Raw genomic sequence first — 6,128 nt, 5'->3', positions numbered from 1 at the left:
CTCCGCCGACATCTCGATGCGCGGGCGCGCCCATCGCACCGGGTTCTCGGGGCGGGTGAGGTCGAGCAGCATCCTGACCGCGCTGTCGCCCATCTCGCGGCTGGGCTGGCGCATCGTCGTGAGGGTCGGGCTGATCCAGTGCGCTTCCGGCAGATCGTCGAACCCGATGACGCTCACGTCGTCGGGGATGCGCAGTCCGCGCTCGGCCAAGGCGTTGTAGACGCCGAGGGCCATCGGGTCCGAGCAGGCGAAGATCGCCGTGATGGCCGGGTCGCGATCGAGCAGCTTATGGGTGTCGGCCGCCGCGCGGGCCTCGTCCCACTGGCCGGGCGCCACCGTCACCCGCGTGTCGCCGGCTGCAGCATCGACGGCCGAGCGGAAGCCGTCGACGCGCGCCCGGCTGTAGATGTGGCGCGAATAGCCGGCGATGACCCCCATGTGCCGGTGCCCGAGGGCCAGCAGCTGCTCGGCCGCCGTCCTGCCGGCATCCCAGTTCGCCACGCCGATCGCGGGGATGCCCGCGGGCGGCGCGCTCATCGGCTCGAGCAGCACCATCGGAACGCCGGCTGCGACGAGCGTGCTGAACTGCGGCGATGCCGGGTCGAGCAGCGCACCGACGACACCGACGCCGCGCCTGCGCAGAATGCGGGACGCCCAGTCGGTGTTCGGCTGGGCGAGCGTGATGATGAGGTCGAGATCGGATGCCGCGGCCGCGCTTCCCACGCCGACGAGCACCTGGTTCGCCCACGAGCCCTCGAGGTGCGTCACGACGAGGTTCAGAGCCGTCGACGAGGTGCCCTCGTCGACGGCGGTCTCGACCTTGTTGCCCGGCCGCCTCGTGTACCCGACCGAGTGGACGGCGTCCATCACCTTCGCGCGCGTCTCGGCCGAGACATCCGTGCCGCCACGCAGAACTTTCGAAACTGTGGGAACGCTCGTGCCCGCGGCCTGCGCGACCAGCGACAGCGTCGGTCGGGTGCCGGCAGGCCGTGGGGACATACGGCAAGAGTATTGGCCGCTAACGGTTTTGCAACTCAGCGCGGAAAACGTTTTGCAGCCGCCGCGGGTTCGGTGTATGAAAGGCATCGACTTCCGCAGCGGAGCGGAAGTTTGCGCAACAAAACTCTCACCACCTGTGTCAATGACGACAATCAAGGAGTTTCCACAATGATGCGGAAATCACGAGGCGCGGCGCTGGTCGCGCTCGGCCTGGGGGTCGCGCTCGCGACCGTCGGGTGCGCCGGCAACAGCGGCAGCACCGGCAAATCATCCAACGGGAAGGTCACGCTCACCCTCTGGGAGAACGCGACGGACGGCGACGGCGCCGCGTACTGGAAGAGCGCGGCGGAGGCCTTCCACAAGGCGCACCCGAACGTGACGGTCAAGCTCCAGGCGATCCAGAACGAGGACTTCGACGGAAAGCTGCAGACGGCGCTCAACTCGAACTCGGCCCCCGACATCTTCATGCAGCGCGGCGGCGGCAAGATGCAGGCGATGATCGACGCGGGCTACCTGCAGCCGATCGAGCTCGACGACGCGACCAAGACGGCGGCCGGTGCGGCGCTCGCCTCCGACACGGTCGACGGCAAGGTCTACGCCGTGCCGACCGACACGCAGCCCGAGGGCATCTACTACAGCCAGGACCTGTTCAAGCAGGCGGGCATCACGACGACGTCGACCTCGATGGACGAGCTCAACGCCGATGTCGCGAAGCTGAAGGCCGCGGGCATCACGCCGATCGCGGTCGGTGCCAAGGATGCCTGGCCGGCGGCCCACTGGTACTACAACTTCGCCCTGCGCGAGTGCAGCCAGGACACCATCAACAAGGTCACCAAGTCGCTCAAGTTCACCGACGAGTGCTGGACGAAGGCGGGCGACGACGTCGCAGACCTGCTCAAGACCGACCCCTTCCAGAAGGGATTCCTCACCACCCCGGGTCAGACGGGTGCGGGTTCCTCGGCCGGCCTGCTCGCCAACCACAAGGCGGCGATGGAGCTCATGGGCAACTGGGAGCCCGGCGTCGTCGGCGGCCTGACGCCCAACAAGAAGCCGCTTCCCGACCTCGGCTGGTTCCCGTTCCCGTCGGTGTCCGGCGGCAAGGGTGACCCGAGCGCCCTGATGGCCGGCGGCGGCGGCTACTCGCTGTCGAAGAACGCCCCGAAAGAGGCGACGGAGTTCCTCGAGTTCCTCCTGACGCCCGAGCAGCAGAAGGCCTACGCCACGGCCTTCCAGTCCATCCCCGTCAACAAGGACGCGCAGTCCGTCGTCACCCAGCCCTACAACGTGTCGTCGCTGCAGGCCTTCAACAAGGCGGCCTACACGGTGAACTTCCTCGACACGCAGTACGGGCAGAACGTCGGAAACGCGCTCAACACCGCGGTCGTCAACCTGCTCGCAGGCAAGGGCACCGCGGCCGACATCCCGAAGGACACCAACGCGGCAGCGGCGAAGGGCTGAGTAGTCAGAACATGAGCAGCACCCTGGGTACTGAGGCCGTCGCCGGCGGCCGCTCGCAGGGGACGACTCGCGTCGAGGGCGCGGCTTCGGCCGCGTCCTCGACGCCGCCGGCGCGCAAGCGCCGCAGCCGTGCCCTCATGCGCCTCGAGATCGCCGTCCTCTCCGGCCCCGCGATCATCGTCTTCGTGGGCCTCGTGATCTTCCCGGTCGCGCTGGCCGCCTACTACGGATTCTTCCGGTGGCACGGCTACGGCCCCGCCACGGACTTCGTCGGCTTGAACAACTACAAGCTGATCCTCACCGACCCCGCCTTCCAGCAGGTGCTCTGGCACAACCTGCAGATCGTCGTGCTGTCGCTGGTCATCCAGGGCCCCTTGGCGATCGTTCTGGCGCTGCTGCTGAATCAGAAGATCAGGGGCCGCGCGGTGATCCGCGTGCTGATCTTCGTGCCCTACGTGATCTCTGAGGTCATCGTCGGCACGGGCTTCAGCCTCATGCTGCAGTCGCAGGGGGCGCTCAACGACCTGCTTCACAACATCGGACTCGGCTTCCTCGCGGCCGACTGGCTGAGCGACCCTAACATCGCGATCTGGTCGCTGATGGGCATCATCTCGTGGAAGTACATCGGCTTCGCGGTCATCCTGATGCTCGCCGGTCTGCAGTCCATCCCCGAGGAGCTGTTCGAAGCGGCCGCCATCGATGGGGCGTCCTACTGGCAGATCCAGTGGCGCATCACGCTGCCGCTGCTGGGGCCGACGATCCGGATCTGGGCGTTCCTGTCGATCATCGGCTCGCTGCAGCTGTTCGACCTCGTCTACATCATCTGGGGCCAGTACATCGCCTCGACCGCCGGCACCTCGACCATGGCGACCTACATGGTCGCCCAGGGGCGCACGGCGGGGAACTACGGCTACGGCTCGGCCGTCGCCGTCGTGATGTTCCTCATCTCTCTCATCGTCGCGCTGATCTACCAGCGCTTCGTCCTGCGCCGTGACCTGCAGGGCGCCGTCACCGAAGGAGTGCAGTAATGACCGCCGCGACACCGCAGCCGCGCAGGCTGTTCCGGCGCACCGTCGACCGCGATACGCCGCAGAAGTGGGGGAATCCGGTTACCTACTTCATCGCGCTGCTGCTGATCGCGGTGTGCATCGCCCCCGTGCTCTACATCGTGCTGGGCGGCTTCCGCACCAACTCGCAGTTCACGACGAGCCCGGCCGGGTTCCCGAACCCCTGGGAATTCGGCAACTACCTCACCGTGCTGACCTCGACGACGTTCTGGGGCGAGTTTGCGAACTCGGTCATCGTGGCGGTCGTGAGCACCGCGGGAACCGTCGTCCTCGGGGTGGCCGTGAGCTACGTGATCGCCCGCTACAACTTCAAGGGCAAGGGCGCCATGTACTCGCTGTTCGCCGCGGGGCTGATGTTCCCGCTGGTGATCGCGATCACGCCGCTGTACATCATCATCAAGGATCTCGGCCTGGTCGATAACCTCATGGGCATCGCGATTCCGCAGATCGCCTTCGGCCTGCCCACGACCGTCATCATCCTGACGCCGTTCCTGCGCGCGATCCCCAACGAGCTGGAGGAAGCGGCGTCCATCGACGGCGCGAGCCGGCTCGGGTTCTTCTTCCGCATGGCCATTCCGCTATCGATCCCGGGCGTGGTGACGGTCGCGATCCTCGGGTTCATCGGCAGCTGGAACAACTACGTGCTGCCGCTGTACATCCTGAACTCGGCCTCCAACTACACGCTGCCGCTCGGAGTGCAGGCCTTCTCGTCCGAGCACTCGACCGACACGGCGAAGGTGCTCGCGTTCACCTCACTGTCCATGCTGCCCGCGCTGATCTTCTTCGCCGTCTTCCAGAAGCGCATCGTCGGCGGCCTGACCGGCGCCGTGAAAGGCTAGGAGTTCCTGTCGCCCCTCACCCACGACGAAAGGCCCCAGGTGCCCCGCGCCCACATCGAGCTCGACACGCATGCCGTCATCGCCCCCGTCAACCGTCGCACCTTCGGCTCGTTCGTCGAGCATCTCGGGCGCTGCGTGTACGACGGGATCTACGAGCCGGGCCACCCGACGGCGAACGCCGACGGGTTCCGCCTGGACGTCGTCGAGCTCGTCAAGGAGCTCGGCAGCACGACGGTCCGCTACCCGGGCGGCAACTTCGTCTCCGGATTCCGCTGGGAGGACTCGGTCGGGCCGCGGGCGACCCGGCCGGTCCGCCGCGATCTCGCCTGGCGGTCGATCGAGACCAACGAGGTGGGCCTCGACGAGTTCGCGCGGTGGCTGAAGCTCACCGACTCCGAGCTGATGCTGGCCGTCAACCTCGGCACGCGGGGCATCCTCGAAGCCCTCGACCTGCTCGAGTACGCGAACCATCCGTCGGGCACGGCGCTGTCGGACCTGCGCATCGCGAACGGGACGCCCGAACCGCACAACGTGCGCATGTGGTGCCTCGGCAATGAGATGGACGGCCACTGGCAGACGGGCTTCATGTCGGCCGACGACTACGGCAAGCTCGCCGCGCGCACCGCGCAGGCGATGAAGACGGCCCAGCCCGACCTCGAGCTGGTCGTGTGCGGCTCGTCGGGCTCGGGCATGCCGCACTTCGGCGACTGGGAGCGCACGGTGCTCGAGCACAGCTACGACTTCGTCGACTATGTCTCGTGCCACGCGTACTACCAGGAGTACGACGGCGACCTCGGCTCGTTCCTCGCCTCCGCGCTCGACATGGACTACTTCATCGACACCGTCGTCGCGACCGCCGACCACGTCGGCTACAAGAAGCGGTCGAGCAAGAAGATCAACCTCTCGTTCGACGAGTGGAACGTCTGGTACCTGCACAAGTCCGATGCCGACGGCGACAACCCGGACCCGGCCGCCGCCGCATCCTCCGAATGGCGCCGTGCTCCGCGCCTGCTCGAGGACGTCTACACGGTGGCGGATGCCGTGGTCGTCGGCAACCTGCTCATGACGCTCCTCAAGCACAGCGATCGCGTGACCTCGGCCTCGCTCGCCCAGCTCGTCAACGTCATCGCCCCGATCATGACCGAGCCGGGTGGCCCGGCGTGGCGGCAGACGACGTTCTACCCGTTCTCGATCACGAGCCGGCTCGCCTCGGGCGAGGTCATCCGGCCCGTGATCGATGCGCCGACGTATGACACGGCACGTCACGGGCGGGCATCCGTCATCGATGCGGTCGCCACCGTCGACGAGGGCCGGGCCGCCGTGTTCCTCGTCAACCGCGACCAGAGCGAGCCCGCGCAGATCACGATCGACGTGCGCGCCCTCGGGGCGACGCGGGTCGCCGAGGCGACCACCCTCGCCGACGCCGACGTGTACGCCCAGAACACCCTCAGCGACCAGAACCGCGTCGTTCCGCGGGCCAACACCACTGCGACGCTCGCCGACGGCGTGCTCGCGATCGAGCTGCCGCCCGTGTCCTGGACGGCGATCGGCTTGGAGTGAGCGCAGGTCGGGAACCGTAGCTGCAGAGCACGAGGGGAGTTCCTGTGAGCGATGAAGCGCGGATACTGCTGATCCGGCACGGCGAGAGCACGGCGAACGTCGCTGCTGCGGTCGCCGAACGCGCCGGAGCAGAGGTCATCGAGGTCGAGGCGCGTGACGCCGACGTCCGCCTCTCCGAGCTGGGGCGCAGCCAGGCGGCGACCCT

General features: G+C 67.6%; 5 protein-coding genes and 1 pseudogene. 5 read left to right on the top strand and 1 reads right to left on the bottom strand.

Features of this window, described 5'->3' with window-relative positions; all coding sequences use genetic code 11:
- Window positions 1-999 (bottom strand): LacI family DNA-binding transcriptional regulator (locus tag ACM2XV_RS11300; RefSeq protein WP_487026987.1); only part of this gene is annotated, 999 nt, incomplete at its 3' end.
- A gap of 168 nt (window positions 1,000-1,167) precedes the next feature.
- On the opposite strand from ACM2XV_RS11300, the gene ACM2XV_RS11295 reads away from it, so the two are divergent.
- The 5 genes and pseudogenes from ACM2XV_RS11295 to ACM2XV_RS11275 form a co-directional block, all read left to right on the top strand.
- The gene (locus tag ACM2XV_RS11295; RefSeq protein ID WP_487026986.1) at window positions 1,168-2,457 is read left to right on the top strand and encodes an ABC transporter substrate-binding protein; all 1,290 of its coding nucleotides are present in this window, start codon (window positions 1,168-1,170) and stop codon (window positions 2,455-2,457) included.
- Window positions 2,458-2,594: 137 nt separating this feature from the next.
- Window positions 2,595-3,485, top strand: coding sequence for a carbohydrate ABC transporter permease (locus ACM2XV_RS11290; RefSeq protein ID WP_344777249.1), 891 nt, complete (start codon window positions 2,595-2,597; stop codon window positions 3,483-3,485).
- Window positions 3,485-4,363 carry a carbohydrate ABC transporter permease gene (locus ACM2XV_RS11285; RefSeq protein WP_344776563.1) on the top strand — a complete coding sequence of 293 codons (879 nt, stop codon included), beginning with the start codon at window positions 3,485-3,487 and terminating at the stop codon, window positions 4,361-4,363. The genes ACM2XV_RS11290 and ACM2XV_RS11285 overlap by 1 nt, the downstream gene beginning before the upstream one ends.
- A gap of 39 nt (window positions 4,364-4,402) precedes the next feature.
- Window positions 4,403-5,923 carry an arabinosylfuranosidase ArfA gene (arfA, locus tag ACM2XV_RS11280; protein WP_487026985.1) on the top strand — a complete coding sequence of 507 codons (1,521 nt, stop codon included), beginning with the start codon at window positions 4,403-4,405 and terminating at the stop codon, window positions 5,921-5,923.
- 20 nt (window positions 5,924-5,943) lie between these two features.
- A pseudogene (locus ACM2XV_RS11275) lies at window positions 5,944-6,128 on the top strand (histidine phosphatase family protein); the annotation flags it as partial.

The sequence above is a fragment of the Gryllotalpicola sp. CP2-P1 genome, from assembly GCF_057512245.1.
This window is presented reverse-complemented; position numbering and strand designations above follow the sequence as displayed.